Source organism: Glutamicibacter sp. ZJUTW (assembly GCF_008370855.1).
Taxonomy (GTDB): domain Bacteria; phylum Actinomycetota; class Actinomycetes; order Actinomycetales; family Micrococcaceae; genus Glutamicibacter; species Glutamicibacter nicotianae.
The window spans coordinates 687109-712844 of record NZ_CP043624.1 but is presented as its reverse complement, the minus strand read 5'-3'; the positions used below and the strand labels follow the sequence as shown (position 1 = coordinate 712844).

The 25736-nt window shown below is 62.5% G+C and carries 25 protein-coding genes; 15 read left to right on the top strand and 10 right to left on the bottom strand.

Features of this window, described 5'->3' with window-relative positions; genetic code table 11:
• Nucleotides 1-265: 265 nt before the first annotated feature.
• Nucleotides 266-508 carry a hypothetical protein gene (locus F0M17_RS03425; RefSeq protein WP_149596403.1) on the bottom strand — a complete coding sequence of 81 codons (243 nt, stop codon included), beginning with the start codon at nucleotides 506-508 and terminating at the stop codon, nucleotides 266-268.
• Between the two features lie 518 nt (nucleotides 509-1026).
• On the opposite strand from F0M17_RS03425, the gene F0M17_RS03420 reads away from it, so the two are divergent.
• On the top strand, nucleotides 1027-1230 hold the full coding sequence (locus tag F0M17_RS03420) for an SDR family oxidoreductase (protein ID WP_041648428.1): 204 nt from the start codon (nucleotides 1027-1029) through the stop codon (nucleotides 1228-1230).
• 308 nt (nucleotides 1231-1538) lie between these two features.
• Here the strand turns inward: F0M17_RS03420 and hxlA are convergent, their stop codons facing one another.
• The gene (hxlA, locus tag F0M17_RS03415) at nucleotides 1539-2162 is read right to left on the bottom strand and encodes a 3-hexulose-6-phosphate synthase (protein WP_149596402.1); all 624 of its coding nucleotides are present in this window, start codon (nucleotides 2160-2162) and stop codon (nucleotides 1539-1541) included.
• Nucleotides 2163-2219: 57 nt separating this feature from the next.
• On the bottom strand, nucleotides 2220-2816 hold the full coding sequence (gene hxlB / locus F0M17_RS03410) for a 6-phospho-3-hexuloisomerase (RefSeq protein WP_149596401.1): 597 nt from the start codon (nucleotides 2814-2816) through the stop codon (nucleotides 2220-2222).
• Nucleotides 2817-2977: 161 nt separating this feature from the next.
• On the opposite strand from hxlB, the gene F0M17_RS03405 reads away from it, so the two are divergent.
• Nucleotides 2978-4276: a LuxR C-terminal-related transcriptional regulator gene (locus F0M17_RS03405; RefSeq protein ID WP_149596400.1), complete on the top strand. Its 1299-nt coding sequence runs from the start codon at nucleotides 2978-2980 to the stop codon at nucleotides 4274-4276.
• A gap of 282 nt (nucleotides 4277-4558) precedes the next feature.
• Nucleotides 4559-5128 carry a YdeI family protein gene (locus F0M17_RS03400; RefSeq protein ID WP_149596399.1) on the top strand — a complete coding sequence of 190 codons (570 nt, stop codon included), beginning with the start codon at nucleotides 4559-4561 and terminating at the stop codon, nucleotides 5126-5128.
• 43 nt (nucleotides 5129-5171) lie between these two features.
• Here the strand turns inward: F0M17_RS03400 and F0M17_RS03395 are convergent, their stop codons facing one another.
• Nucleotides 5172-5333, bottom strand: coding sequence for a hypothetical protein (locus F0M17_RS03395; protein ID WP_210416692.1), 162 nt, complete (start codon nucleotides 5331-5333; stop codon nucleotides 5172-5174).
• Nucleotides 5334-5586: 253 nt separating this feature from the next.
• Here F0M17_RS03395 and F0M17_RS03390 point away from each other — a divergent pair, with 253 nt between their 5' ends.
• Together F0M17_RS03390 and F0M17_RS03385 are read left to right on the top strand one after the other, a co-directional pair.
• Complete coding sequence (locus F0M17_RS03390; RefSeq protein WP_149596397.1) at nucleotides 5587-6453, top strand: 2-hydroxyacid dehydrogenase; 867 nt, start codon at nucleotides 5587-5589, stop codon at nucleotides 6451-6453.
• A 135-nt stretch (nucleotides 6454-6588) separates the two neighbouring features.
• Nucleotides 6589-8121 (top strand): deoxyguanosinetriphosphate triphosphohydrolase family protein, encoded by a 1533-nt coding sequence (locus F0M17_RS03385; protein ID WP_149596396.1) that lies wholly within the window; start codon nucleotides 6589-6591, stop codon nucleotides 8119-8121.
• Nucleotides 8122-8194: 73 nt separating this feature from the next.
• Here the strand turns inward: F0M17_RS03385 and F0M17_RS03380 are convergent, their stop codons facing one another.
• Complete coding sequence (locus F0M17_RS03380) at nucleotides 8195-9220, bottom strand: RNase H family protein (protein ID WP_149596395.1); 1026 nt, start codon at nucleotides 9218-9220, stop codon at nucleotides 8195-8197.
• A 195-nt stretch (nucleotides 9221-9415) separates the two neighbouring features.
• On the opposite strand from F0M17_RS03380, the gene F0M17_RS17580 reads away from it, so the two are divergent.
• Nucleotides 9416-10411, top strand: a complete 996-nt coding sequence (locus tag F0M17_RS17580; RefSeq protein ID WP_210416691.1) for a hypothetical protein — start codon at nucleotides 9416-9418, stop codon at nucleotides 10409-10411.
• Between the two features lie 58 nt (nucleotides 10412-10469).
• Here the strand turns inward: F0M17_RS17580 and F0M17_RS03370 are convergent, their stop codons facing one another.
• Both F0M17_RS03370 and F0M17_RS17370 read right to left on the bottom strand, forming a co-directional pair.
• Nucleotides 10470-12692: an NADP-dependent isocitrate dehydrogenase gene (locus tag F0M17_RS03370; protein ID WP_149596394.1), complete on the bottom strand. Its 2223-nt coding sequence runs from the start codon at nucleotides 12690-12692 to the stop codon at nucleotides 10470-10472.
• Nucleotides 12693-12904: 212 nt separating this feature from the next.
• Nucleotides 12905-13066: a hypothetical protein gene (locus F0M17_RS17370; RefSeq protein WP_168201938.1), complete on the bottom strand. Its 162-nt coding sequence runs from the start codon at nucleotides 13064-13066 to the stop codon at nucleotides 12905-12907.
• 165 nt (nucleotides 13067-13231) lie between these two features.
• Here F0M17_RS17370 and F0M17_RS17365 point away from each other — a divergent pair, with 165 nt between their 5' ends.
• From F0M17_RS17365 to F0M17_RS03330, 8 genes are all read left to right on the top strand, one after another.
• Nucleotides 13232-13669 carry a hypothetical protein gene (locus tag F0M17_RS17365; protein ID WP_168201937.1) on the top strand — a complete coding sequence of 146 codons (438 nt, stop codon included), beginning with the start codon at nucleotides 13232-13234 and terminating at the stop codon, nucleotides 13667-13669.
• 416 nt (nucleotides 13670-14085) lie between these two features.
• The gene (locus F0M17_RS03360) at nucleotides 14086-15768 is read left to right on the top strand and encodes a formate--tetrahydrofolate ligase (protein ID WP_149596393.1); all 1683 of its coding nucleotides are present in this window, start codon (nucleotides 14086-14088) and stop codon (nucleotides 15766-15768) included.
• Between the two features lie 164 nt (nucleotides 15769-15932).
• The gene (locus F0M17_RS03355) at nucleotides 15933-16175 is read left to right on the top strand and encodes a hypothetical protein (protein ID WP_149596392.1); all 243 of its coding nucleotides are present in this window, start codon (nucleotides 15933-15935) and stop codon (nucleotides 16173-16175) included.
• 229 nt (nucleotides 16176-16404) lie between these two features.
• Nucleotides 16405-17163, top strand: coding sequence for a LamB/YcsF family protein (locus tag F0M17_RS03350; protein ID WP_149596391.1), 759 nt, complete (start codon nucleotides 16405-16407; stop codon nucleotides 17161-17163).
• On the top strand, nucleotides 17160-18761 hold the full coding sequence (locus F0M17_RS03345) for a carboxyltransferase domain-containing protein (protein WP_149596390.1): 1602 nt from the start codon (nucleotides 17160-17162) through the stop codon (nucleotides 18759-18761). The genes F0M17_RS03350 and F0M17_RS03345 overlap by 4 nt, the downstream gene beginning before the upstream one ends.
• A gap of 9 nt (nucleotides 18762-18770) precedes the next feature.
• Nucleotides 18771-20507 (top strand): biotin carboxylase N-terminal domain-containing protein, encoded by a 1737-nt coding sequence (locus F0M17_RS03340; protein ID WP_149596389.1) that lies wholly within the window; start codon nucleotides 18771-18773, stop codon nucleotides 20505-20507.
• Between the two features lie 52 nt (nucleotides 20508-20559).
• On the top strand, nucleotides 20560-21234 hold the full coding sequence (locus F0M17_RS03335; protein WP_149596388.1) for a GntR family transcriptional regulator: 675 nt from the start codon (nucleotides 20560-20562) through the stop codon (nucleotides 21232-21234).
• A 396-nt stretch (nucleotides 21235-21630) separates the two neighbouring features.
• A complete protein-coding gene (locus tag F0M17_RS03330) occupies nucleotides 21631-22626 on the top strand; it encodes an adenosine deaminase (protein WP_149596387.1) in 996 nt (331 codons plus the stop codon).
• Nucleotides 22627-22679: 53 nt separating this feature from the next.
• Here the strand turns inward: F0M17_RS03330 and F0M17_RS03325 are convergent, their stop codons facing one another.
• Nucleotides 22680-23489, bottom strand: coding sequence for a putative hydro-lyase (locus tag F0M17_RS03325; RefSeq protein ID WP_038989971.1), 810 nt, complete (start codon nucleotides 23487-23489; stop codon nucleotides 22680-22682).
• Nucleotides 23490-23502: 13 nt separating this feature from the next.
• Nucleotides 23503-24720 carry an NRAMP family divalent metal transporter gene (locus tag F0M17_RS03320; RefSeq protein ID WP_149596386.1) on the bottom strand — a complete coding sequence of 406 codons (1218 nt, stop codon included), beginning with the start codon at nucleotides 24718-24720 and terminating at the stop codon, nucleotides 23503-23505.
• On the opposite strand from F0M17_RS03320, the gene F0M17_RS03315 reads away from it, so the two are divergent.
• On the top strand, nucleotides 24719-24925 hold the full coding sequence (locus tag F0M17_RS03315; protein WP_073706541.1) for a hypothetical protein: 207 nt from the start codon (nucleotides 24719-24721) through the stop codon (nucleotides 24923-24925). The genes F0M17_RS03320 and F0M17_RS03315 overlap by 2 nt on opposite strands.
• 307 nt (nucleotides 24926-25232) lie before the next feature.
• Here the strand turns inward: F0M17_RS03315 and F0M17_RS03310 are convergent, their stop codons facing one another.
• Complete coding sequence (locus tag F0M17_RS03310; RefSeq protein ID WP_121866242.1) at nucleotides 25233-25478, bottom strand: antitoxin VbhA family protein; 246 nt, start codon at nucleotides 25476-25478, stop codon at nucleotides 25233-25235.
• Nucleotides 25479-25736: the final 258 nt, after the last annotated feature.

The window sequence follows — 25736 nt, the reverse complement described above, 5'->3', positions numbered from 1 at the left end:
AGTAATTCTGATTTCGCGTATTCAACTTTTCTCCGTTGCATTCGACCGGGTTGTGTAGTCCCAGGATAACGATCTTCAAGATCGCCAGTAGTGCTCACAGCGTTGCAGAGGCCGTGCACGGGCCACGATCCCCCGTCGTAGGCGAACTCAGGTACCGCAGCTTGTGGCTTGTGTGCGGGCGGTCGATTGGTTCCTGCTGTCCACGTGGGTGCAGGAAAAGCAGCTCAGCGATTGAGCTTTTGCTGTGCGCAGGTGGACAGGAGGCTTAACCGCGCTGCCCCGGTTTCGTCGCGCTCGCTTCGGCTTCGGGCAGGGTTTCCATCCAGCAGGTCGCGTTGATCGCGACCTGTAGCGCGGCCAGGGCTTGGGCGACGGCTGGTTTCGTGTCGGGATAGTCTTTGTTCCACGAGTCGGTGCTCATAGTGATGCGTCCGGTAGCGGCGAGGTCTTCCAGCTCGTTGGCCAGGGCTTTGAGGTCATCGAAAGTCTCTGAGGCGTTGCGAGTCATGGTTGCTGTCCTTCGGTGGTGAGGTACGGGGGAAGATTATCGAACGTGACCGACAAGTGCGGCAGCCACGTCCCGTATGTCTCCCCTTTCTCGTCCTCCCAGACCACGTGCACTAAGTGCGGGGTGCGGGCGGTGGCCTGTCCGTGAATTTGTGGGGTTCCGGTGGGCGTATGAATGAGAGCGGTTACGGCTTGATGTGGCTGGATGGGGTGGCCTGGGTAGTCTCCGGGCTGTAGCCGCATCACTCGATAGGGTTTGCTCTGGTGAGTGAAAACGTCCCAGGGGTTCGGTACCGGGGGTGAGGTTTGAGCGCGGCGGCCGGGGGAGCTGGCGGCGGAGGCCGCCGCGCGCGATTTCTGCAACCGCTCAGTGTCCGCTTGCAGGTTTCTTTCCCAGATACTGGGGTCGCTAGTCATAGGTTTTATTGTCCTTGGTGTTCTGGGGATATGGCTAAGTGAGGGGCTTGGTTGCCCCTCACTTAGCCGGTTATTTACTTATCGGGTGTACTGGCCTCCCCCATGGCGCTGACCGACGGCGTCAAGGCCTGGAGCGAGGCCTTCCCAGACCTGTACAAGCAGTCGCTGGCCAAGGTTCCGCTGGGCCGCTTCGGCGATCCGGAAGCCGACGTCGCACCAGTGGTCGCGTTCCTGCTCTCGGATGACGCCAAGTACGTCACCGGCCAAACTCTCATGGCAGATGGTGGAGCCAACAAGCTCTACTAGTCCCCGGAACTCTTTCCTGCACACCAGGGCCGGGATATTGTCCCGGCACTGGAGTGCTTTAACGTCCACCGGCTAACGCTTTCGCGCACCCATCCCAATGTGCACGATGTCGATTATTGGCTACTCTCGGTGGGGTCGCCAATGGCACTGACCGGCAGAGCCATGGCCTGGAGCCAGGCTGTCCCAGAACTGTCCGAGCAGTCTCTAGCCAAGGTCCTGCTAACTGTAGTTCCTCTGGACATTGTGAACACTAGGATCGGCGGCCTTGCTCCGTCAGATCGTATTCACGACCCCACGGGGAACTGCGTCTAGGCAAGCGCGGCCTGCAGTTCCTTGGCTGCCTGCGCCGGGTCGGCGGCGGAGTAGATGGCGCCGCCAGCTACGGCTACCTGCGCGCCGGACTTCTGGACGTTCGCGATCGTGCTGATGCTGACGCCGCCAGCCACCGAGAACGGCACCTGGGATGCCGTGCCAGCGCTCAGCAGCACATCCAGGTCGTAGCCCGGCTGCGCCTGCTCATCCAGGCCAGCATGGAATTCGACGAACTGGACGCCCAGCGCAGCAACTTCGCGGGCCCGGGCTGGCTTGTCAGCGATGCCGATCAGATCCACGACGATGCCCTTGCCGCGCTCGGTAGCGGCCTTGACTGCGCCGGCGATCGTGGAATTATCGGCGGCCCCGAGGATGGAGACCAGATCCGCGCCAGCGGCGAAAGCGATATCCGCTTCCAGTTCCCCGGCGTCCATGGTCTTCATGTCCGCGAAGACGGTCTTGTCCGGGTGGGCCTGCTTGATGGCGGTGATCACCGACAGCCCTTCGGCCTTGATCAGCGGGGTGCCCAGCTCGATGATGTCCACATACGGGGCGACTTTTCCAGCCAGCTCCAGCGCTTCGGCGGTGCTGAGCAGATCGATGGCAACTTGGATTTTCATGATAGTCCCTTTCAGAGGTTATTGGTGGTGGGTTGGTATTGGCGCCAAAGCACCGGTCTACTCCAGGTTCGCGTGGCGCTGCCACAGCTGCTGGGCGGTGGCGTCATCCGCGCTCCAAAGCGTGTGGAACACGATTTCGATGATCAGGAACAGCGACTGCTCGAACAGGCTGCCGGAGTATTGGCGGGTAATGGACGATCCGTGGTCCGTTTTCCCGGCGGCCGGGACTTCGACGAGAACGTGGGCGGCCGACCCGATGGGGCTGGATGGATCGGTGGTGATGGCCGCGATCCGGGCACCGACCCGCTGGGCGGTGCGGACACTCTGGACCACGCCCGCAGTGGTTCCGGATCCGGAGGCCACGAGCAGCAGGTCCCCCTCGCTGATGGCCGGCGTGGTGGCATCCCCGGCGACGTGCACGGCCAGGCCCAGATGCATCAGGCGCATCGCCGCCATGCGCAAGGCCAGCCCGCTGCGCCCGGCGCCGGCGACGAACACCCTGGGTGCCGCGCGCAGCTGCGCTGCGAGCTCGATGACCTGCTGCGGCTTCACGCCGCGCACGGTTGCCTCGATCTCCGAGTGGACCAGGTCCATGGTGTCCAGCACATCCTGCGGGGATATCGCTTCGGTGAGGGGTTCGGCCATGGTGTTCATGCCATTCCTTTCGATAGCGCCTCCCGGCGGACCGGATAGGCTTTGATGGGCATGAGTCAATTCTCCGGCCAGAAAGGGGTGGCCGCTACGCCATTTACAGGCAGTTGAACCTATCCTTTCGGATAGTGGCTGGTCCCCCGAGCTGCGACACACTGGCCTGCATGAGCATTCTGGACTCCTCTATCGTCCCTAGCCTGCAAGCTGCCGAACCGGCACCAGGGGTGCTCGAATCGATCGCGCGGCTGGCCACGGCTGCGCTGCCGCAGATCGCCGTTCGCCTGCGTGATGCCCTGGCTCCGGAAATCCGTTGCGCGGCCCTGGCCATTTTCACCGAGGAGTGCACCGATAGGCCCAGGAAGCTTGCCGGCGACCAGCACATCACGGATCTGGTGGGCATTGCGGAACTGGATCGGATCCGCGGTTCCCATCCCGGTGAGAACCGCTGGAGCGAGCGTGCCGAGATCGGCGGCGCTCCGCGGGAGATCCTCGCCCTGCGCTACCCGCCCAGCAATGCGTTGCTGGTGCTCATCGAGCCCCGCCCCGCCGGTGGCCAGCCCGAGTTGATCGAATACCTGTGGAATCTGGCCGCCAACCGGATCCGCGAGAAGGTGGCCGATGCCCCTCCGTCCTATCTGCGCGAATCGCGCGCGGTCTCGGCAGAGCGGGTCCGGGTTACCGGCGAGCTGGTGGAACAGTATGCGACGAGCCTCGATATCCTGCTGGCGACCTTGCGCTCCACGCAATTGGACGATGCGGCCGCGCGCGTTGCCGCCATCGACCTTGCGGCCAAGACCCTGGTCGGGCTCAAGACCGTGGATGACCGCACCAATAGCATCGTGGAGGAACCGGTCGCTTCGGCTTTCACCCGCTTGCGCGATGACCTGCGCCCCTTGACCACTTTGAGCGGCGTGGACCTGCAATTCGTCGAGCCGCCCAAGAACGGCAGGGCGCTGCCCGGCGAGGTGGCCCATGCCGCCCGGGCCATCGTGCGCGGCCTGGCCCTGGCGATGATGGAGCAGGAAGACATCCAGCGGATCCGGGTGCAGTGGGACTGCGACGGCGAGAATTTGCTGATCAACGTCCGCGACGATGCACGCGCGCGCATCGATCCCTCCGCGGCTGCCTTGGACCGCCTCGTGCGGCGCGTGGAGGCATTGAACGGGCTGATCGAGATCGAGGTCATGGGCGGATGGGGCACGGAGGTCGCGGTGCGGCTCCCGCTGGATGCCCCGCCGTCAGACGCGGCGGACATCGCCGAATGGAGCCTGGGCGGCCGGGAATTCGAGGTCCTGCAGCTCCTGGCTGCGGGGCAGCGCAACCGGGCGATTTCGCAGGCGCTGGGGATCAGCGAGAACACGGTGAAATTCCACGTGCGCAATCTCTTCAAGAAGATGGGCGTCAGCTCCCGCGCCCAAGCTGTCGCGCTGGCGCACAGCCATGGGGTGGCCAGCTCCACGTAGCCTGACGGCATTGATGCTGGGCTTGGAGATGACCAGGCCTGCGGGGACAAACTGGTGAAGGAAAATGCAGCGGTCGAGCCCTCATCGCTTTGGCCCTCCGACGGCTGGCCGCGCTCTTCGCCACGATTCGTGACGGGTCATTTCATGATGTTCCGGAGCAGGAAATTGCTCCACGGTCTCCAGCCACGACCCGGCGTCCTTCGAGCAAGCAATGGCAGGCATCATCCCGACGGCGAGTCCAGGCTCTAGCAACTATGGGCTACGAGGTGCAGGATAGGTTCCATGGATCCACAAGATGCTTTGATTCTTCCTGATGTCACCGCTTGGCGCGCTTGGCTCGACGAACATGAAGAAACCAGCGATGGCGTTTGGCTGGTAGTGGCAAAGAAGGGAACGACTTCCCCCACCTCGCTCACTGTCGCACAAGCATTGCCCGAGGCGCTTTGCAGCGGATGGATCGATGCCATCCGCCGCAAGCGCGATGAGACGACCTTCCTCCAGCGCTACACTCCTCGCCGGAAGAATTCTGTCTGGTCCCAGAAGAACACTGAATTCGCCCAGGAATTGATTGATCAAGGACGCATGCGGCCACGGGGCTTCGCGGAAATCCAGAAGGCCAAGGAAGATGGACGGTGGGAGCGTGCTTACCAAGGCCAGGCCACCGCCCAGGTTCCTCCGGATTTGCAAGAAGCGCTGGATCGCTCGGCCGTGGCGGCCAAGAACTTTGCGGCCTTGAAATCCCAACCGCGCTATCACATCCTGCATCAGCTGATGATTGCCCGGACGGAGAAGACGAGAACTGCCCGCTTGGCACGGTTCGTTGCAGAACTTGAGCAGGGTCCAGAAGGTTGATCCTTGGTCCGGTATAGCACTACACGGATGGTGCTGCTGAGTGCTAGCTTCCGGAGCGGTATATCGCTTCGGCGATCATGGCGCCTGCTTGCAGAATCGCTGCCGCAAGAATGACTAGCGCGGCTGCAGTGGCCCCTCCAAGAATCAGCATGACTACTCCGACAAGGCCCAAGGTCCAGGCAATGAACATTGCTGCTGTAGTCATTCCCAGTCCGGCCTGTCGGCTTTTCTTCATGCTCTGAGTCATATTGCCAGTTTAGACGCAGGGCCAAGTTCTCAGGAAAATGATTCCGTGAACTGCTCCGCCATCAAAATCAGGTTGGACGCGGAACTGATCATTTCATTCAGCACCTTGGTACGGTGGAATTCAAAGCCCGGGCCACCCCGGCACTATCTCATCTCAAGATTGGATTCATGGTTTGCGTGTATTAGTTCCGTGGCAGAGCTTGGTCGACAGCATGCAGATTCCCGGGGTCGAAGCCGTCTTGTGGAATATCAACGATGGCGAGCCGCCAGCAGCCGACGTGCTTGTTACCGAACGACCGGTGGATCCATCGCACCGAATGAGGGTGGGCAGAATTGCTGGATTGAAGCACGTCCATTTGCTATCCATCGGCTACGAATGGGTGCTGGATCATTTGTCCGAGGATGTCGCGCTTTCAAACTCCAAGGGCGCGGTTGAAGACGCAACTGCGGAGCATTGCCTGGCATTGATTCTTGCCTCACTGCGCGAACTTCCCAGGGCTTATCAGCTCCAGAAGGAAGAATCCTGGTCGCGGCTTTGGACCTCATCACTGCACGGATCGAATGTTGTAGTACTTGGCGTTGGAGGCGTGGGCACAGCCATTATCGAACGGCTCAAGCCATTCAAGCCTGCACAGATCACGGGAGTTGCCAGCACCTCGCGCACCATCAACGGCGGGATCGACGTTGTCTCCTTTGCAAACGTGCATCAGCTATTGCCCTCCGCGGATATAGTCATCTGCGCTTTGCCCCACACGCCCCAAACTGAAGGCCTGATTGGCACGAAGTTCATGGATCGGATGCACAACGGCGCCCTTTTGGTCAACGTTGGGCGAGGACCAATCGTTGCCACGGCAGCTCTGATTAAAGAGCTGGAGTCCGGGCGACTGCGTGCTGCATTGGACGTTACAGACCCAGAACCGCTGCCGGTTGGCCACGCGCTGTGGAACGCCCCGGGATGCATCATCACCCCGCATATGGCTGGTGATACAGGACAGTTCGTGGAATTGGTTTCAGAACTAGCAACTCGACAGGTTCAGTTGCTTTCTTCGGGTCAGACACCACTGAATCTCGTTCGCTGATCTTATTGCCCTCATTAGGCGCCTTATTTCAGTAGGAACCTGCGGATAAGATTGGCGGTAGAGGCAGTTCCGCTAAAGAACTCGCATGACAATCCCGTGGTATCTCGCGGCCTTTCGCCTAGGCTAGTTCATACGATGGAAACTAGAGCACAGACGCATCAGACCGGCGGCCGCGACCGCGCTATCGTCGAGCGGAATCGCACCGGTGAAGATGACTTCCGCATTGATATTGAGCGCATCCGCTTCTCCCCATATTTCTCCCGCTTGTCCTCGGTGACGCAGGTGATTCCACAGGCGGGTTCAGGGACCCTGGTCCACAACCGCCTGACCCATTCGCTCAAGGTTTCCGCTGTGGCGCGTTCCATCGCGATCAGTCTCAGAAGAAGTGACGAACCGACTAGGAGACTTATCTCCGATTTGGGAGGGTGCGACCCGGTAGTCGTCCAGGCGGCGGCAGCGGCCCACGATCTGGGCCACCCGCCCTTCGGCCATCTGGGAGAGCAGGAACTCGACCGGGTTGCCCGCGATACCTTGGGGCTTCCTGATGGATTCGAAGGCAATGCGCAGACCTTCCGGATCCTCACCGCTCTGGACAGCTGCGATGCCACACCGCGTGGCATGAACCTGACTCGCGCGGTACGCGCGGCAGTGCTCAAATACCCCTGGACGCGCAATGAATGGCGCAGCCAAGGCCCGGTCGCTCCGGAGCTGCTCCCCCGCGGCGTCGGCGCGAATCCGGCTGCTGGCGCTATGAAGTATTCGGCCTACGATATCGAGGCCGTGGAAATGGACGATGTCCTTTCGGTCTTCCCTGGCATCGGAAAATACCAGCAGACGCTGGAAAGCTCGGTTATGGATATCGCAGACGATATCGCCTACGCGGTTCATGACCTCGATGATTTCTATCGAGCCGGCATTCTGCAATACACCAGCGTCTCCGCTGAACTGCGAGCGTGGCTGGACAGCTCCGTCCGCTTCCAAGCCCTGAAGGCTCCAGAACTGGACCAACGGCAGCCAGGCCATGCATTGGAAATCACCTGGCGCCATGTCCTTGCCAAGGATCCCTGGATTGCCAATCCCGAAGCATTCCGCGCCTCGGTGCAACGGGTCGGCCATGACCTCGTCGATGGCTTGCTCGCGGTTCCCTACGACGGCGGCCTGCAGGCAGACCGCGCGGTTACCGCCTTCACCCGGCGATGGATTGACCGATTGCAGGAATCCATCACCGTTGAACGCACGCCTAATGTGCGCAGCGGCCATATCCGCTTGAGCGATGAAGCGTGGCATGACGTCGTGGTTCTCAAGTTTGTCCATGCCCGCTTCGTCTTGGACCGTTCAGATCTGGCGGTCTACCAGCGCGGGCAAACGCGAATTATCCGTTCCCTCGCAGAAGGCTTCAACACCTGGCTCAACGACCCGGAGGATGCCGGTCGTGCACCGCGACGGTTGCTGGACTCGGTGGAAGCCACCACCGAGGAATACCGCCAACTGCGCGAGAGCACCCCAGAGCTGTTCTCGCAGTCCGGCCCGCATGAAATCCAGCGGCTGGGCCAGGCCCGGGCCATCGTTGATTACATTGCTTCCTTCACCGATGCCCAAGCCGTCTCGTTGAATTCGCTGCTAACCGGCACCTCGGACAATCTCTGGGAGGCCGGGCGGGGGCTGTAGCGGCCGGGTGCTGCACCGAGCTGGCGGGGTAGCTCACCTGCTCATGGGCCCCGGCCGCAGGCCGCGGCATGTTTCATGCCGCGAGTGCCTGCTGGGACAGTTCCTCGCGCACAATCTGGGTCATCATCGACTGTGTCAGGTGCGGATTGATCCCGGCGCTGAAATGCCGCGACATCAGGATGGCCATCCGGTTGGCTGCTTCGTTGTGCCGATTTCCATCGTGTCCGCGAACCCAGCGGGCGCGGGTGCGCCCGGTACGAAGTTCTAGACTCTCGCGCAGCTCATGATGGACTTTCACAGTGCGCTGCCGTCCTTGCACAAGATCATTGACCGCTTTCACCAGGGCACGGCTGTCGCTGAAAATGGTCAGGTCCGATTCGAGCGGGGCGTGGGTCAGCGCCAGCAGGGCGCCTGTGGTTTCTGCCAGCAGGGTGTCCTGGACGTAGTGCTTCGGCGAAATTGCGCAGGCCCAATGTCCTTGCGAGGTCACCATCGCTCCAGCGCTGCGGAACTTCCTGTTCCGCGGCACCGATCCGTCCGTATAGGCAATGACTGGAAGGTTCGCCGTGTAGTCCTGTACCAGCGGGGCCAGCGCTTGGCTATTGGCCTCGTTGGCAACGCCCAGATCCAGCCCGAATTGCCACGACGGATTGAGGCAGAAAACGGGATTCAGCGATAATTCTGCCAATCCGAGATCGTCATGGTCCGGGACCAACAGGTCGATCGATGACGGCTGCGAGATTTTGCAGGTACCGGCGTACTCCGCGATAGCCTGCAGGATGGCCTGGTCCAATTCCCCGTTGACAGCAGTGCCCGTGAGAGTCAGCAATGGACGGTTCACGAAATCGCACAAGGTCAGCGCAAAATCGAAGTGGAGACCGTGCGTGCTTCGCTGGGCGAGGTGCTTTTCCTCGACAATCCGCTCCGCAAATGGAACGTACTGCTGCTTCTTACCGTGGGCATCTCGAATGAACGCTGAACGTTCGAGAACGGCGATCAGCCGTGAAGGCTGCGGCTGCCGCTGTGCGCCGGCCAACCTCCGCACACCATCCGGTTCGAGCGCAACGGGCATCTGCGGACGTGGAACTGACACCAGCATTGAGATTCCTCCTGCCTGTTTTGGTGATGTCAGGCGATACTATCGACTGGCACCTACGATTTAGCCCCGGGCCGAGTGTTCTGGTGCGGGCACCTGGGCGAGCTCGGTCTCGCGCCCGCCCGATACCCAGGCCGAAATGTCGGTGCGCCATGGCATGATCGTGGTAACGACATCACCCCCACGGCAAGGAGCACAGTGGACACGCAACTTCCCCTCAGAATCATGGAAGCAGTCGGCCTGCTTCACCGGCTGGGCTACCTCGGGCTGCGGATCCTGCCCGGCATCAATGCCTCGGGCACCGCGTGGCGGATCGTCATCCACAACGTCACCGAATGGAACCCCGAGGACAAATTCGGCGACCCGTTCAATTCTGAGGAATCCTGCGTCTACAGCACCGCCGGGGACAATGTCTTCAACAACGACGTGCAGATGCCCGAGGATGTCAGCCGCGTGAGCGTCGCAGAAGCAATCCTCGAAGCCATGCCCTCGCTACAGCGCAGCACCCCGGGCGAGACCGGAAACCTGGACTACGTGCGCTGGTACGCGCAGCTGCTCTCGCAGGTCACCCGGCTCGACGAGTTGCCGGTGGCGTATGCGGACTACTTCGATGATTCCGAGGGATGGGAACTGGGGTGGGGCAGTAACCGCCGCTTCCCGGCACCGCCGAGCTATCGGCCGGAACCCGCGGTACCGCCTGCGCTGGCCAAGCCCGGGCAGCGCGATGAGTATTATGTTCTGGAGCTGTGCGCCGAGGTGCTGGGAATACCCTTTTCGGGCAAGCAGACCTTTGACTGGTTGCTCGGCGATCCATCACTGAAGAACGGCAAACGCAAGGCGCTGCCAGTTGACGGCTATTTCGAGGAGCTGGGCTTGGTGGTGGAGTACCACGAGCGGCAGCATTCTGAATCCGTCCCGTTCTTCGACAACAAGATGACCTCCGCCGGCATGCTGCGCGGGGCGCAGCGCAAGCTCTACGATGCCCGCAAAGCGGCGCTGATTCCGCAGCACGGATTGACGTTGCTGGTCATCGACTACCGCGACTTCTTCCACAAGAAAGGCAAGATTGTGCGTGATCCAGCGCGGGATCGGGAGATCGTGGCGGCGCTGCTGGCCAGAGCCGCGGAATGCAGCGACCCCGGGGTCGTTACGAACTTCCCGGTGCCGCTGGCGGAAACACCCGCAGAACGTTAAAACAGGCAGGCGCCGTTCCCCGATAAGGGAACGGCGCCTGCCTGTTTAGCTCAAGAGACTACTTGGTCAGCAGTTCCAGAGCCTTGTTCAGCGTGGCGCTCGGGCGCATCACAGCGGAGGTCTTGGCCTCGTCCGGACGGTAGTAGCCAGCGATGTCCACGGCCTGGCCCTGGACCTCGGCGAGCTCGGCCACGATAGCCTGCTCGTTCTCGTCCAGCACCTTGGCAACCTCGGCGAACGCGGAAGCCAGCTGCGCATCCTTGTCCTGCTTGGCCAGCTCTTCTGCCCAGAACTTGGCCAGGTAGAAGTGGCTGCCGCGGTTATCCAGCTCGCCCACCTTGCGCTTTGGCGACTTGTCTTCCAGCAGGAAGGTGCCGGTAGCTGCATCCAGGGTGTCTGCCAACACCTGGGCGCGGGCGTTGTTGGTGGTCACTGCCAGGTGCTCGAAGGAAGCGCCCAGTGCCATGAACTCGCCCAGCGAATCCCAGCGCAGGTGGTTCTCGTTCACCAGCTGCTGCACGTGCTTCGGAGCGGAGCCGCCGGCACCGGTCTCGAACAGGCCGCCGCCAGCCAGCAGCGGAACGATGGACAGCATCTTGGCGCTGGTGCCCAGTTCCAGGATTGGGAACAGGTCGGTCAGGTAGTCGCGCAGCACGTTGCCGGTGACCGAGATGGTGTCCTCGCCCTTGCGGATGCGCTCGATCGAGTACTTGGTGGCCTCGACCGGGGACAGGATCTCGATGGTCAGGCCATCGGTATCGTGTTCCTTCAGGTACTCGTTGACCTTGCTGATCAGCACTGCGTCGTGGGCGCGGTTCTCGTCCAGCCAGAACACTGCCGGGGTCTGGGAGGCGCGGGCGCGGTTCACTGCCAGCTTCACCCAGTCGCGGATGGCAACGTCCTTGGTCTGGCAGGCGCGCCAGACGTCGCCGGCGAAGACCTGGTGCTCGATGAGCACGGTGTCGTTCTCGTCGACGATCTGCACGTGGCCGTTGGCTGCCAGTTCGAAGGTCTTGTCGTGCGAGCCGTATTCCTCGGCCTTCTGGGCCATCAGGCCGACGTTCGGCACGGTGCCCATGGTGGTCGGATCGTAGGCGCCGTTGGCGCGGCAGTCATCGATGACCACCTGGTAGATGCCTGCGTAGGAGGAATCCGGCAGCACGGCCAGGGTGTCTGCGGTGTTGCCCTTGGCATCCCACATCTTGCCGCCCAGGCGGATCATGGCTGGCATGGAAGCGTCAACGATGACATCCGATGGGACGTGCAGGTTGGTGATGCCCTTGTCGGAATCGACCATGGCAACTGCCGGGCCTTCTTCCAGGCCCTTGGCGATCAGCTTCTCGACGCCGGCGCGGACCTCGTCGGACAGCTCGTCCAGGCCGTTCAGGATAGCTGCCAGGCCGTTGTTCGGGTTCAGGCCGGCCGCTGCCAGTTCCTTGCCGTAGGTCTCGAACAGCTCGGAGAAGTAGGCCTTGACTACATGGCCGAAGATGATCGGGTCGGAGACCTTCATCATGGTGGCCTTCAGGTGCGCCGAGAAGAGGATGCCCTCTTCCTTGGCGCGGGCCACGGAGTTCTTCAGGAACTCGGACAGCGCTGCGGCGTGCATGACGGTGCCGTCGATGACTTCGTCCTTGAGCACGTCGAATGGCTTCTTCAGGACCTTGACTTCGCCGTCTTCGCCAACGAAGCGGATCGAGATCTTCTTGTCCGCGTCGATGACCACGGACTTCTCGTTGGAAGCGAAGTCGTCGGCACCCATGGTGGCCACGTTGGTCTTCGAGTCGGCTGCCCACTCGCCCATGGAGTGCGGGTACTTGCGGGCGTAGTTCTTCACGCTCAGCGGGGCGCGGCGGTCCGAGTTGCCTTCGCGCAGCACCGGGTTCACTGCCGAACCCTTGATCTTGTCGTAGCGTGCGCGGATGTCGGTTTCCTCATCCGAGGACGGGTTGTCCGGGTAGTCAGGCAGTGCGTAGCCGGCAGCCTGCAGCTCGGCGATGGCGGCCTTCAGCTGCGGGATCGAAGCCGAGATGTTCGGCAGCTTGATGATGTTCGCTTCCGGGGTCTTGGCCAGGTCGCCAAGTTCCGCCAGTGCGTCACCGATGCGCTGTTCCTCGGTGACATAGTCCGGGAAGGTAGCGATGATGCGACCGGCCAGCGAGATGTCGCGGGTCTCAAGTTCCACCCCGGCGGTCGACGCGAAGGCCTCCACGATTGGCAGGAACGAGTGGGTCGCCAGCATTGGCGCTTCGTCGGTGTGGGTGTAAATAATCTTTGCCATAGGTGTGGCGTCTCCCTGAACGTCGTGCGGAAGCGGTGTTACCGCCCTGAACTCAACGTTCCAAATCTACCTGATTTTGCCCAGCACCACACTTTCCGGCCAGCAGAAATACGCGCGGCAATCCCCCATTTTCGCTGAAATCCCGGGCTGGACTGCCCGCAAGCAGTTCGTCACATTTAAGTTAATCGGCGATAACTCAAGATTGGTCTTCGCTATTCGGGCACAGGCCCGGCCAGCAGCACCAGATTCATCATTGCCGCATCGAAGAGCTCAACCGGATCCGCAGGCTCCCCGGCCCGCTCCGCCTGGCCGAAGCACTGCCAGGCCACCCGCCACAGCGCGGCCAGGGTTTCGCCGATGATCAAGGCGGGCATGGCAGGCAGCAGCCCGCGGCGCTGCAGCTCCTGCGCGGTGGCCGCCGAGAAGGCCTCCTCCTGCCGGGTAATGGCCAGCAGCAGCTTCTTCAGAGAATCCCGCTCTCCTCGCTGCTCTCACAACCGCAGTCGCTTTCCTGATGCTCTGCGGAGGCGGCTTATTGCTTGATCGGCGACGCAAGAAGAAACATTCAATCTCTTGAAGGTCGCACCATGAATCGTTTAGCTAAAGCGGCTACTGCCTTACTTGTCACGACGGCCTTGTCGGCCAGCTCTGCAGGAACGGCTTTTGCCAACCCGACTGCACGCGAGACGTCAGATGAGTCCTCGTCCTTCGCTTCAGGGAAACGGAGCGAAGAAATTAAAGCAGGCTTGGACTATGTCTTGCAGACGAAAAAACCTGCCGTGGTCAGCGAGACTTCGTCCACGATTGAGAAGGACTACGAGTTTTCGGAAGGGTCGACCCTAACCATCGTTCAAGATGCCAAGGCAGCTATTGACGTTGCCAACCCTGCCCTCAGTGCAGGGCAAGACTCGACTGGCTTCTACATTGACATGTCGCCAGCAGATCAGCGATCTATTATCAACGGGGCAGCGCTCTGATTCTGGCCTCGATACGGGCGCTGATGGGGCCGTTTGCGATTGCGGTTCTTCCAAATTTGGGCTCGTATATAACTCCACAGCTCGAAGGCCTTACTTGTGCTAATGAAAATAGGACAATGCGGTTCTATTACACTCTCGACGGCAACGCGGTGTCTTCCAGACGCATCTAAAGGCGAAAGGTTCGCACGCAGGTTCTTGAAACCGCGGGTCAGAAATAGGTGACTGCTCAGATGCTGTCTTCAGGGGCGCACTGCTGACGCCCTTGCCGATTCCCGAAAAAGCTCCGTTCCAGGTTCTGCCCAGCCATCCTTCTCCCCTCGCCTGCAAGGTGATAGCTTGAAGGCCAATCAGGGAAGACCAATTGCCTTGGTCTTCCTCATCCCCGGATCACCGGGCCGCCAGATAGGGGACGCAGCATGGCAGCAGTGCAGGACACCGACATGAGCGATCTCGCGATTGCCTCGCGGGCAGTGCTCGCACCGATCTCCCGAATCGCCGAAGCCGCCGGAATTCCGGACGCTGCGCTGGAGCCCTATGGCAAATACAAGGCCAAGATCGATCCGGCGCTGCTGCCCAGTGGAACCCGGCGCGGAAAAGTGGTCCTGGTCAGCGGCATGTCCCCGACACCGGCAGGGGAAGGCAAATCCACCATGGTGGTGGGCCTGGCCGATGCGCTGGCGGCCACCGGGACCAAGACCATGATCGCCTTGCGCGAGCCCTCGGTCGGCCCGAGCTTCGGCATGAAGGGCGGCGCCACCGGCGGCGGCCAGTCCCAGGTGCTGCCCATGGACGAGATCAATCTGCATTTCACCGGGGATTTCCACGCGATCACCAGTGCGAACAACCTGCTCATGGCAATGCTCGACAACCACCTGCAGCAAGGCAACGCGCTGGGCATCGACCCGCGGTCCATCACCTTCAAGCGGGTGCTGGACATGAACGACCGGGCACTGCGCCACGTGGTGATCGGCCTGGGCGGTACCGCCAACGGGGTTCCCCGTGAAACAGGCTTTGAAATTACCGCCGCCTCCGAAGTCATGGCGGTGTTCTGCCTAGCCACCGGGCTCGCGGACCTGCGTGCCAGGCTGGGCAGGATCACCGTCGGATACACCTACGCCAAAACGCCGGTCACCGCCGATGACCTGGGCGCGGCAGGTGCCATGGCGCTGCTGCTCAAGGAAGCCATCAAGCCCAACCTCGTGCAGAGCATCGGCGGCACTCCTGCGCTGATCCACGGCGGGCCCTTTGCCAACATCGCCCACGGCTGCAACTCCGCCATCGCCACCAACACCGCCCGCGCACTGGCCGATGTAGTGGTGACCGAGGCCGGCTTCGGCACCGACCTGGGCGCCGAAAAATTCATGGACATCAAGGCCCGCTACGCCGGGTGCCCGCCGGACACGGTGGTCATTGTCGCCACCGTCCGGGCGTTGAAGATGCATGGTTCGGTACCCAAGGAAGAATTGGGGACCGAAAACGTCGAGGCCGTGCGGGCCGGGCTACCGAACCTTGAACGCCACGCGTCGATCATCTCCAAGTTCGGCATCAAGCCGGTGATCGGCATCAACCGCTTCACCACGGATACCGATGCCGAGCTGGAAGCGGTCACCAGCTGGGCCGCGCAGCAGGGCATCGCCTGCGCCATCGCCGATGTCTGGGGCCACGGCGGGGCCGGGGCCACCGAGCTGGCCGCCACGGTGCTGCGCGCCATCGAGGAACCGGGCAACTTCTCCCCGCTGTACGAGCTGGAGCAACCGGTCGAGGACAAGATCCTGGCCCTGGTGCGCGAAATCTACGGGGGCGAAGGTGTCGAGTACTCCGCCAAGGCCCGGCGGATGCTCCAGCAGATCAATGGCAATGGGTGGTCTCACCTGCCGGTCTGCATCGCCAAGACGCAATACTCCTTCTCCGATGACCCGCAGCTGCTCGGCGCCGCCAGCGGCTTCACCGTGCAGGTCCGCGAGCTGATTCCCAAGACCGGTGCCGGTTTCATCGTGGCCATCACCGGGGCGCTGACCACGATGCCGGGCCTGCCGAAGGTTCCGGCCGCCGTGCACATGGATGTCGATGAGCAGGGCAACGCCATCGGATTGTCATAGCGGGCCGACTCGCCGCGGATACTGCCCGCGGGCACCGTTCCACTGCGGGCGAACATGATAGTTCGCTGAGCGCGCCAGACTCCACGCAGCTCCCCCGGCTAGGCTGTGTGGACCAGTACCCTCCAGCTGGCATCAAGACAAGGCACGGAAGAAGGGAAGCAACCATGGGAACCGCAAACCACGACGAAACCACAGGACCACGCCAGACCCCGGATCCAGAGGGCGAGAATACTGCTGTCCCTGATCCGGACGACGCACAGAGCGCGCCCATCCCATTCGGCCATGAAGGTGCCGACGGCGAAGAAGAGGGCGAGAATACTGCTGTCCCTGATCCGGACGACGCGCAGAGCGCGCCCATCCCGTTCGGCCATGAAGGTGCCGACGGCGAAGAAGAGGACGAAGGCTAAGCGGCGCACAGTCCAGCACGAGACCGGCCCGGGGCCGGGGATTCCATACGGAATCCCCGGCCCCGGGTTTTCCCTTTCTTGGCGCAATTCTCCTGTTCGGCACGCAATTCGGGGCAATTCCTCCGGTCCTTCGTAGAGCTGTCCTCCAAACTCGACGTCAAGATTGTTGAACAATTACGGAAATTGAGGCATTCTTTTACCAAGAGGTTTTCACGAGACGGGGATCACAATGCCATATATAGACCTGAATTCGGACGTCGGAGAGTCCTTCGGCAACTGGAAGATGGGCGACGACGCCGCCATCTTCACCTCCGTTTCCTCCGCCAACGTCGCCTGCGGCTTCCACGCCGGAGATCCGAGCACCATCGCCCAGACCTGCCGCGATGCCGTGGCAGCCCAGGTCACCATCGGCGCCCACGTGGGCTACCGCGACCTGGCAGGCTTCGGCCGCCGCTTCCTGGATTGCTCCGCCAGCGAACTGGCCGATGACGTGCTCTACCAGCTCGGTGCCCTGCAGGCGCTGGCCCGCAGCGCCGGCAGCGAAATCAAGTACGTCAAGCCGCACGGCGCCCTGTACAACACCATCGTGCACCACGAGGTGCACGCCCAAGCGGTCATCGATGCCATCAAGGCCTTCGGCACCGACCTGCCGGTGCTGCTGCTTCCCGGCTCCGTTGCCCTGCAGAAGGCCGAAGCCGCCGGCCTGCACGGCGTCGCCGAAGCCTTCGCCGACCGCAACTACACCCCGGAAGGCACCCTGGTCTCCCGCCGCGAAGCCAACGCCGTACTCCACGACCCGGCTGTAGTCACCGAGAACATGGTCCGCCTGGCCACCGAAGGCACCATTGTCGCCGTGGACGGCAGCACCATCAAGATGCCTGCCGAAAGCATCTGCCTGCACGGCGACACCGCCGGAGCCGTGGCCATGGCCAGCGCCGTACGCGCCGGCCTGGAACACGCCGGAGTGCAGATCCGGAGCTTCGCGTGAGCATCCGCGCCATCCACCGGGCAGGATCGCACGACCTGCTGGTCGACCTCGATTCGCTCGACTCGGTGCTGGCGCTCACTGCCGCGCTGGAAGCTGACCCGCTGCCCGGGCAGCGCGACCTGCTTTCTGCAGCCCAAACCCTGTTCCTGAAATTCGGGACCTCCGAAGAAGCCGCCCAGGCCAGCGAGCAGCTGCCCGGACTGGACATCGGCAGCGTTGCGCACGCAGCTGGCAAGATCGTCGAGGTTCCGGTGCACTATGACGGCGAGGATCTGGCCGCCGTGGCCGAACTGACCGGCCTGGGCATCGACGGGGTCATCAAGGCCCATTCCAGCCAGTCATGGCGTGCGGTGTTCGGCGGCTTCGCCCCGGGCTTCGCCTACCTGCTGGGCGAAAACCAGCTGCTGAACGTCCCGCGCCGGGATACCCCGCGCACCAAGGTGCCCGCCGGTGCTGTGGCGCTGGCCGGCGACTATTCGGCCGTCTACCCGCGCCAATCCCCCGGCGGATGGCAGCTGATCGGCCACACCGATCTGCAGCTGTGGGACCTGGACCGCGAGAATCCCGCGCTGATCCGCCCGCAGGACACGGTGAAGTTCGTCCCTGCCACCGAAAAGATTTCCGTCCAGGCACCGGCTGCCAAGCCCGCCACCGTGCAGGATCCCGGCGTCGGGGGCCTGCGGATCCTTGATCCCGGCCTGCAGTCGCTGCTGCAGGATGCCGGGCGCATCGGCTACGGCAACCTGGGCGTTGGCGCCGCCGGCGCAGCCGACCCGGCAGCCTTCCGCCAGGCCAACCGCCTGGTGGGCAACCAGCCAGGGCAGGCAGTCATCGAGAACCTCGGCAGCCGCCTGAGCATCGAAGCCGATCAGGACCAGGTGCTGGCGCTCTCCGGAGCCGAAGCCGAACTGTGGATCACCCCGGCCGAGGACGATGAGCTGCGCACACCGCGCCAGGTGGCGATGAACGCACCGTTCGCGCTGCTGCACGGCGAGCGCCTGGACGTCGAGCCAACGGGCCGCGGGCTGCGCAGCTATCTTGCGGTGCGCGGGCGCATCGCGCAGGAGCCGGTCCTCGGCTCGCTGTCCACCGATACCCTCTCCGGGCTGGGCCCCGAGCCGCTGCAGGCCGGGAGCATGCTTGAGGTGCAGCGCCCGCGCATTGGCCACATTGTCGGCAACAGCGAACCGAGCACCCTGCCGGTCCCGGACGAGAACGGCGTGTACACGCTGCGCGTCATCCCCGGTCCGCGCGCCGACTGGTTCGGCCCGGCAGGCCTTGAGCAGCTCACCGCGCAGGTCTGGGACGTCACCAGCGAATCCAACCGCGTGGGCGTCCGCCTGGCTACCGGGCAGCAGCCGCTGCAGCGCGTGCGCGAAGGCGAGCTGGCCAGCGAAGGCGTGGCCCGCGGATCCCTGCAGGTGCCGCCCTCCGGCCTGCCGGTGCTGTTTCTCGCAGACCACCCGGTGACCGGCGGCTATCCGGTGATCGCCACCGTCATTGCCGAAGACCTGAGCGCAGCCGCGCAGCTTCCTCCCGGAAGCAAAATCCAATTCATCCTCCAACCCGCTGCCGGCCACGCGGCATCTGACGCCTAAGGAATTGCCATGAAGAAAGTACTCATCGCCAACCGAGGCGAAATCGCTGTCCGCATTGCCCGGGCTGCCGCCGACGCGAACATTGCTTCGGTAGCCATCTACTCTGATCCGGATGCTGACGCCTTGCACGTGCGCCGCGCCGACGAGGCGTACCCGCTGCACGGTTCCACCGGGGCCGAGACCTACCTGGATATCGAGAAGATCATCGACATCGCGAAGCGCAGTGGAGCCGACGCCGTGCACCCGGGGTACGGCTTCCTCTCGGAGAACGCGAACTTCGCCCAGGCCGTCATCGATGCCGGCATGAGCTGGATCGGCCCGTCGCCACAAGCCATCGAGGCCCTGGGCAACAAGGTCACCGCCCGGCAGATCGCGGTCCGCGCCGGCGCCCCGCTGGCCCCCGGCACCGACGGCCCGGTGGCCGATGCCAGCGAGGTGCGCGCCTTCGCCGAAGAGCACGGCGTTCCGGTGGCCATCAAGGCCGCTTTCGGCGGCGGCGGCCGCGGCATCAAGATTGTCAACGCCATGGAGGAGATCTCCGATGCCTTTGAATCCGCCACCCGCGAGGCCACCGTGGCCTTCGGCCGCGGCGAGTGCTTCGTGGAACGCTTCCTGTCCAAGCCGCGCCACGTCGAGGCGCAGGTGCTGGCCGATACCCACGGCAACGTGGTGGTGGTCGGCACGCGCGACTGCTCGCTGCAGCGCCGCCACCAGAAGCTGGTGGAAGAGGCTCCGGCACCGTTCTTGACCGATGAGCAGCGCGCCCGGATCCACGAGTCCGCCAAGGCGATCTGCAAGGAAGCCGGCTATGTCGGGGCCGGCACCGTGGAATATCTGGTGGCCCAGGACGGGCTGATTTCCTTCCTGGAGGTCAACACCCGTTTGCAGGTGGAGCACCCGATCACCGAGGAGACCTCAGGGGTGGACCTGGTCGCCGAGCAGTTCCGCATCGCCGACGGCCTGCCGCTGTCCATTACCGAGGACCCGCAGCCAACCGGCCATGCCATCGAATTCCGCATCAATGCCGAGGACCCGGCCCGCGGCTTCCTGCCGGCACCTGGCACCGTTGAGCGCTTCGAAGCGCCAACCGGGGCCGGCGTGCGCGTGGACTCGGGCGTGCGCAGCGGCTCGGTCATTCCTCCGTACTACGACTCGATGATCGCCAAGCTGATTGTGCGCGGTGCCGACCGCGACCAGGCCATCCGCCGGGCCCGCCTGGCCCTGGAGGAAATCAGCATTGCCGGGGTCCCCACGGTCTTGCCCTTCCACCGTGCAGTGATCGAGCATGAGGCGTTCAACGGCGATTCGCTGGGTGTCTACACCACATGGATCGAGGACGAGTTCCTCAACGAAGTCGAAGCTAGTGACGAAATGGATCTGGACCAGCGCGACACCAGCCGCGAGACCATCACCATTGAGCTCGATGGCAAGGCAGTCCAGCTGGGTCTTCCCGCGGCGCTGACCAATGCCCTGCGCAATACCTCGGGGGGCGGCACCGCCGCGCAGCAGGATGAGGATGGCGGAGCAGTGGATGCCGCCGCGGTACGCAGCACCATGGACGGGAACCTGGTCCGCTTCGCCGTGGAAGATGGCAGCGAGGTCACCGAAGGGCAGAGCGTAGCCATTGTCGAGGCGATGAAGATGGAATCCACCATCACCGCGCACCGCGGTGGCATCTTCCAGGCCGCGGATCTGGGCGCCGGGGCGGCTCTGCGCCGCGGCGACACCCTGGGCACCATCGGCTAGCGTCGTGGCCACGCCGTCCAACGGCACAGGCCAGTTGGGATAAATTGGAAGCATGAACGCCACGAACAGCATCTCGCAGCAATCCAAGGCTCCCCACGCGCACAGTGGACCTTGGGCGGCAAGCGTGTTGCGCCGCCGCATCGCCGAAGGCGAGCTGCTGCCCGGGGACAAGCTTTCCGAGCAGGCCTTGGCCGAATCGCTGGGGCTTTCGCGCAATACCTTGCGCGAAAGCTTCACCTTGCTCAATAGCGAGCTGATCATCACCCGCATCCCCAACCGTGGTGTTTTCGTGGCCTCGCCGGATGCTGATGACGTACGGGAAATCTATGCGGTGCGCCGCACCGTCGAACCGGCTTGCCTGGCCTGGGGTGAAGGCCTGGACGTGGACCGGCTGGAAGAGATCATCGCCGAGGCGCGAGCCGGACTAGCTGCTGGCGATGTGCCGCGGATGGCCAGCGCCAACCAGGCATTCCACGAACAGCTGGTGGCCTCCTCGGATAGCGACCTGCTCCAGGAGCTGATGGGCCGTGTGCTGGCCCGCATGCGCCTGGTCTTCCATGCCATGAGCGATGCCCCGGATTTCCATTCGCACTACGTAGAGCGCAATGCGCAGCTGCTGGACTTGCTGCGCGCTGGAAAACGCATGGAAGCTGCACAGACCTTGCGCGACTATCTCGACACCGCTGAAGCCGAATTGCTCAGGCACATCGAGGATCGCTCCAACTAGCTTTCCAGCTGGTCATTGCCTTTCCTGCCTGCGATTTCCCTCTCATTCGCCTTTGGATTTTCCCACTGGCCTGCGGGTGGATCCGTGTTTCCAGAATTCAATCCGTCGACGCTGCAGCGCGCATCTTCCGCTGTGGCCCTAGACGCGAATTCCGGGATCTTCGCGGGTATTCTCCACTGCAGCCACCGTTCCATGCGGTTCCACGATGTATTTTCGGTGTCCTTGCCTCCCTACGCGAGCAGCAGCTGGATGCCTTTCCAGCTGCTGCCGCTGAGCCAACCACAACCCAAGCAAGCACATAGATAGCCGACGTATGGTTTAACGAAACCATTGCGTGCCGTCGCCGTTTCATTACGGCCTAGGACGTTCTCCCCAGCTTGGAAGGTCGCTGAGTCCGTGAAATTGCCCGTAGCCGAATTGCATATCCATCTTGAAGGAACGCTGGAGCCAGAGATGATCATGGAGCTAGCGGCAAAGAACGGTGTCGAGTTGCCGTACGCCTCCGTTGACCAGCTGCGCGCAAAATACGAATTCAGCAATCTGCAGTCATTCCTCGACCTGTTCTACGAGAACATGGTGGTGCTGCGCACGGCTGAGGACTTCCGTGAAATTACTCTGGCCTACCTGCAGCGCGCCCATGACTCGGGCGTGCGCCATGTGGAACTGTTCTTCGACCCGCAGGCCCACATCCAGCGCGGCCTGGGCCTGGGCGATGTCATTGCCGGCATCCGTGCCGGCCTGAATGTGGGGCTGGAGCGCTGGGGAATCTCCCACAAGCTCATCGCCTGCTTCTGGCGCCATGCCCCGGCGGCCGAAGCAATGGACTTGATGAAGCTGCTGGTCGCCGAGAAGCACGACATCGATGGCATCGGCCTGGATTCCTCGGAGCTGGGATTCCCGCCCGAACTGTTCCAGGAAGTCTTCGACTACGCCCGCGCCCACGGTCTGCACGTCGTAGCCCACGCGGGCGAGGAAGGACCGGCAGACTACATCTGGCAAGCGCTGGACCTGCTGAAGGTTGAGCGCGTGGATCACGGCATCCGCTGCCTGGATGACCCGGCGCTGGTCCAGCGCCTGGTCGAGGAGCAGATGCCGTTGACCGTCTGCCCGCTGTCCAACATCCGATTGCGGGCAGTGGACACCATGGCAGACCATCCGCTGCCGCAGATGCTCGAAAAAGGCCTGAAGGTTTCGGTGCATTCCGATGACCCTGCCTATTTCGGCGGATACATGGATGCCAACTTCGCCTCGCTCATGGAAAGCTTCAACTTCAGCACCGAGCAGCTGGCCACGCTGGCGAGCAATTCCTTTGAATCCACCTTCCTGGATGAAGCATCCAAGCAGGAGCTGCTTGCTGAAGTCCAGACCTGGGTACAGCAGCGGACCACTTAAAAAATGAACGCGGCAGCCTCTGGGGGAAGGCCGCCGCGTCCAGTCTATGGGGGCTAGGGAACCTGGTACTGGGAATCCCTGATATCCGTGATGAGCATGTGCCCTGGCGCATGGCCGATGGCCAACGCCGGGCGGGACTCCATCACTGCCGCCTGCGGAGTGACACCGCAGGCCCAGAACACCGGAATCGTCCCTTCCGGGATCTGCACTGCATCGCCGAAGTCCGGTGCGCCCAAATCCTTGATGCCCAGCTCTTCCGGGTTCCCGATATGCACCGGCGCCCCGTGAACGGCCGGATAGCGGGAGGTAATCCGCACCGCGTCGGCCACCTGCGAGGCAGGAATCGGGCGCATGGAGACCACCATCGGACCTGACATCGCTCCGGCCGACTGCGAGCGGATATTGGTCTTGTACATTGGCACGTTCACGCCCTGGTCGATATGCGCGATGGAAATGCCGCTTTCCATCAATGCGCTCTCGAAGGTGAACGAGCAGCCGACAATGAAGGTCACCAGATCATCACGCCAGTACTCGGACAGGTCGGTGGGTTCAGCCACCTTGACCCCGTTTTCGTAAACCATGTACTTCGGCACGTCGGTGCGGATATCTCCGCCTCCCAGCAACTCGTTGCTGGTCTGCCCGGCTTCCAGGACACCGAGGATCGGGCAAGACTTGGGGTTGCGCTGGGCAAAGAGCAGCACATCGAAAGCCAGCTCCTGGGGAACGATGATCAGGTTTGCCTGCGCGTATCCGGCACTGATTCCCGCGGTCGGGAGCACCTGTCCGGCACGGAACAGCTCGCGGGCCTCGCTCGGGGCCATGGCCGCACGTTCCGCCTGCCCGAGGCTCGATAAGTCCTTCATGATTGCCTTTCTCCTAGCTGTTCCAGAGTGCTGCCAGACCCGAAATCGAGTTCCAGCCGAGATAGACGCTGAGCAGCCAGGTCAAGGCGCCGATGACCAGCAGGACCTTGGGGTAGTTGTATCCGTGCATCAGATCGCGGCGGCGCCAAGCGACCCAGAGCAGCACCGCGAATCCCACGGGAAGGATCAGGCCGTTGAAGGCTCCGGCAAAGATCAGCAGGGTTGCTGGCGCCTGGCCCAGGAACATGTAGATGATGCCGCAGACCACGATGAAGGCCACGGTGATCAGGTTGCGGGTGCGCTCCGGGGTGGTGCGCTTTGTGATGAAGGAAACCGAGGTGTAGGCGGCACCGATCACGCTGGTCAGTGCGGCAGCCCAGAGGATGACGCCGAAGGCACGGATGCCGATCGGGCCAGCCGCGTGGCCAAAGGCCTCAGCCGCCTTGTTGTCGCTGGTCAATGCGACGCCACCGGCCACAACGCCCAAGATCGCAAGGAAGAGCAGCACGCGCATGATGCCGGTGACGATAATCGCCAGGGTGGAGGTATTGGAGATCGCCTTGACGTGCTCCACGCCTGAGGTGCCCGAATCGATCATGCGGTGGGCGCCGGCGTAGGTGATGTAGCCGCCGACGGTGCCGCCGATCAGGGTGGTGATGATCAGGAAGTCGATCTTCTCGGGGAGCACCACGTTGCGGATCGCATCGCCCACCGGAGGGGCTGCCACAATTGCCACGTACAGCATCAGCAGGATCATGACGGCGCCGAGCATCACCACGATGCGGTCCAGGGCCATGCCTGCCTTCTTGGACAGGAAGATCAAGATGGCAACGACCGCGGAGATGGCGCCACCGATCTTTGCGTCAACGCCAAGCATGGCGTTCAGGCCCAGGCCGGTACCGGCGATGTTGCCGATATTGAAGACCATGCCGCCGATGAAGACCAGCGCGGCCAGGAACCAGCCGATGCCCGGCAGGACCTTGTTGCCCAGTTCCTGGGCACGCATGCCGGAAACGCCGATGACGCGCCAAACATTCAGCTGGACGGCGATGTCCACGAGGATGGAGACGACAATGGCGAAGGCGAAGGCCGCGCCAATTTGTACCGTGAACTCTGTGGTTTGGGTGATGAAGCCCGGGCCGATGGCGCTGGTGGCCATCAGGAACATGGCACCGAGCAGCGCTGTGCGCCGTGCCTTGCTGGTTTGGGATGTTGACTCAGGAAGTGCCATGCTGACGTTCCAATGCGATAGTGGTGACAACCGTCACAAGGTCAATATGATGGAGACGACTTTACAGGTTGTTGAACAACTTTGGCAACAGGTTGTTGAACAATTTACCTGCCGGACACAACACGCAGAGCAGCTGCGGCGATTAGTGATTCAGCACCAACGGTTGGCGTCTGAAGAAAAATCCCGCTTCACCAGCACAAAATAGCGCAATAGCTCGTAGCCGTCCCGAGCTTGCCGCGGTTAGACGCCAACGACAAATTTTTTTATTTCGCAGTGCTTCCGCTTGGAATATTAGGCATCGTCCACCTAGGGCGGGGCTCTTTAGGTCATGACTTCAGGCACTGACGTTGCTTCCGCGTTAGGACGCGTTTGGTTCTCTGAAGTCGAACAATTATCGGCAGATTGGGAAAATATTTTGGCGAGGATGGCGGCCGAGCCGGATCTCGATCAACTGAAGAATGTCCCCCGCAGCTATTGGCTTAGGCCAACTCCCCGGAACCCAACTCTCTTATTTAGCCCTTGCCCGCAGTGGACTCCGATGAGGCACGGTGAGCAGCCTCACGCACACGACGCAAATACTCAGCATTGTCGATCGCGCCGCGGGCAACGTCGGTCAGGTTCTCTACGCCCTCGCGGTTGGGAACCCATCCCTCGTGCCAAGCTGAGGCTAGCGCCTGACGAATGGCATTACGCTGGTTGGCGTCGAGCTGCGTAAACAGTTCCGGCCAGCGTTCCTCGATATCAAACTTCTCGGCCAAGGTCGGCTCCTTCCATGAAAGTTGCCCTACTCAATTTTACCGAGTCGCCCGAGAACGATCCATCGATAGTCACCGTTGGTTTCGGTATCGGGGATAAGGTTCAGGCAGTCTCGCCCTGGCGCGCCACCTGCATTCCATGCCATCACCAAGGAGAGCCGGTTCGATACAACTGTTGTCCCATAATGCGGGACAAGAGTTGTTAGACAAGTAGTCAAAATAGCTGTATAAGCAAGTTTCCTTGCAGACTGAAACGTAACG

What these genes read in the sequence shown, in the direction of transcription:
- F0M17_RS03425 (WP_149596403.1), bottom strand. Translation starts at nt 508, where the DNA reads ATGACTCGCAACGCCTCAGAGACTTTCGATGACCTCAAAGCCCTGGCC.
- F0M17_RS03420 (WP_041648428.1), top strand. Translation starts at nt 1,027, where the DNA reads ATGGCGCTGACCGACGGCGTCAAGGCCTGGAGCGAGGCCTTCCCAGAC.
- hxlA (WP_149596402.1), bottom strand. Translation starts at nt 2,162, where the DNA reads ATGAAAATCCAAGTTGCCATCGATCTGCTCAGCACCGCCGAAGCGCTG.
- hxlB (WP_149596401.1), bottom strand. Translation starts at nt 2,816, where the DNA reads ATGAACACCATGGCCGAACCCCTCACCGAAGCGATATCCCCGCAGGAT.
- F0M17_RS03405 (WP_149596400.1), top strand. Translation starts at nt 2,978, where the DNA reads ATGAGCATTCTGGACTCCTCTATCGTCCCTAGCCTGCAAGCTGCCGAA.
- F0M17_RS03400 (WP_149596399.1), top strand. Translation starts at nt 4,559, where the DNA reads ATGGATCCACAAGATGCTTTGATTCTTCCTGATGTCACCGCTTGGCGC.
- F0M17_RS03395 (WP_210416692.1), bottom strand. Translation starts at nt 5,333, where the DNA reads ATGACTACAGCAGCAATGTTCATTGCCTGGACCTTGGGCCTTGTCGGA.
- F0M17_RS03390 (WP_149596397.1), top strand. Translation starts at nt 5,587, where the DNA reads ATGCAGATTCCCGGGGTCGAAGCCGTCTTGTGGAATATCAACGATGGC.
- F0M17_RS03385 (WP_149596396.1), top strand. Translation starts at nt 6,589, where the DNA reads ATGGAAACTAGAGCACAGACGCATCAGACCGGCGGCCGCGACCGCGCT.
- F0M17_RS03380 (WP_149596395.1), bottom strand. Translation starts at nt 9,220, where the DNA reads ATGCTGGTGTCAGTTCCACGTCCGCAGATGCCCGTTGCGCTCGAACCG.
- F0M17_RS03370 (WP_149596394.1), bottom strand. Translation starts at nt 12,692, where the DNA reads ATGGCAAAGATTATTTACACCCACACCGACGAAGCGCCAATGCTGGCG.
- F0M17_RS17370 (WP_168201938.1), bottom strand. Translation starts at nt 13,066, where the DNA reads ATGCCCGCCTTGATCATCGGCGAAACCCTGGCCGCGCTGTGGCGGGTG.
- F0M17_RS03360 (WP_149596393.1), top strand. Translation starts at nt 14,086, where the DNA reads ATGGCAGCAGTGCAGGACACCGACATGAGCGATCTCGCGATTGCCTCG.
- F0M17_RS03355 (WP_149596392.1), top strand. Translation starts at nt 15,933, where the DNA reads ATGGGAACCGCAAACCACGACGAAACCACAGGACCACGCCAGACCCCG.
- F0M17_RS03350 (WP_149596391.1), top strand. Translation starts at nt 16,405, where the DNA reads ATGCCATATATAGACCTGAATTCGGACGTCGGAGAGTCCTTCGGCAAC.
- F0M17_RS03340 (WP_149596389.1), top strand. Translation starts at nt 18,771, where the DNA reads ATGAAGAAAGTACTCATCGCCAACCGAGGCGAAATCGCTGTCCGCATT.
- F0M17_RS03335 (WP_149596388.1), top strand. Translation starts at nt 20,560, where the DNA reads ATGAACGCCACGAACAGCATCTCGCAGCAATCCAAGGCTCCCCACGCG.
- F0M17_RS03325 (WP_038989971.1), bottom strand. Translation starts at nt 23,489, where the DNA reads ATGAAGGACTTATCGAGCCTCGGGCAGGCGGAACGTGCGGCCATGGCC.
- F0M17_RS03315 (WP_073706541.1), top strand. Translation starts at nt 24,719, where the DNA reads ATGCTGACGTTCCAATGCGATAGTGGTGACAACCGTCACAAGGTCAAT.
- F0M17_RS03320 (WP_149596386.1), bottom strand. Translation starts at nt 24,720, where the DNA reads ATGGCACTTCCTGAGTCAACATCCCAAACCAGCAAGGCACGGCGCACA.